The organism is Prevotella sp. oral taxon 317 str. F0108 (genome assembly GCF_000162415.1).
Lineage (GTDB): Bacteria > Bacteroidota > Bacteroidia > Bacteroidales > Bacteroidaceae > Prevotella > Prevotella conceptionensis.
This window is the reverse complement of the sequence record NZ_GG740118.1, coordinates 1-692: the sequence shown is the minus strand read 5'-3', so window position 1 is coordinate 692 and position 692 is coordinate 1. Positions and strand designations below refer to the sequence as shown.

Annotated in this window: 2 protein-coding genes; both read left to right on the top strand. The window is 39.3% G+C overall.

Features of this window, described 5'->3' with window-relative positions; genetic code table 11:
- Nucleotides 1-211: hypothetical protein (locus HMPREF0670_RS17360; protein ID WP_044078550.1), on the top strand; the 211-nt coding region annotated here is incomplete at its 5' end.
- A partial coding sequence (locus tag HMPREF0670_RS15170; protein ID WP_009232014.1) for a hypothetical protein occupies nucleotides 208-692 on the top strand: 485 nt, incomplete at its 3' end. The genes HMPREF0670_RS17360 and HMPREF0670_RS15170, both read left to right, overlap by 4 nt.

The window sequence follows — 692 nt, the reverse complement described above, 5'->3', positions numbered from 1 at the left end:
GCTAAACTTCCACGCCTTAGCATTTCTGCATCCATTTTCTGTTGAGGACAAACATGTTTTCCAAAAGAACATCACAGACAACGTTATGGATTACTCTGACATAGGCCCTTTACAAATCCCCGTTATCGCCACCTGGCGATACCAATGGGAACATTTGCATAAGGTGTTGCGACCAATTGAAGATAAAAACAACAAAACAAAAGACAAATGAAAAGTTTGGTATTTATACTAGCCGCATTTATTGTTGCGGGCAGTTGTGGTGCACAACGTAAGGTGAAGGTAACTAAAATTAAAGGAGGAAAACAAATGACAACGGAAAAGATAGACACACAGAGGTTTCATTGGAACAAGGATAAGAACAATGATTACACCTTCGTAAATTACAAGGGGCAGAAAGTTATCCAAAGCAGAGATATGGATAATGGCGTGTATTACTACTATGAGACCCGACGTAAGGAGAACGAACTCATTGAAGAATATCGCAGATATTTTAATGATGGAAAACTAAACGTTGAAGGCTTTCAATATAAGGATTACGGTTTCCCTATGGGCATTTGGCGTACATACGATGAAAAAGGAAAACTAATTGAAACGGAAGACTATGATGCCCCCTTTAAAAACTACCCTTGGGAGGAAGTTCGCAAGTTTCTGGAGCGAGAACGCGGCATAGACTTTTTTGATAAAAGGACAAA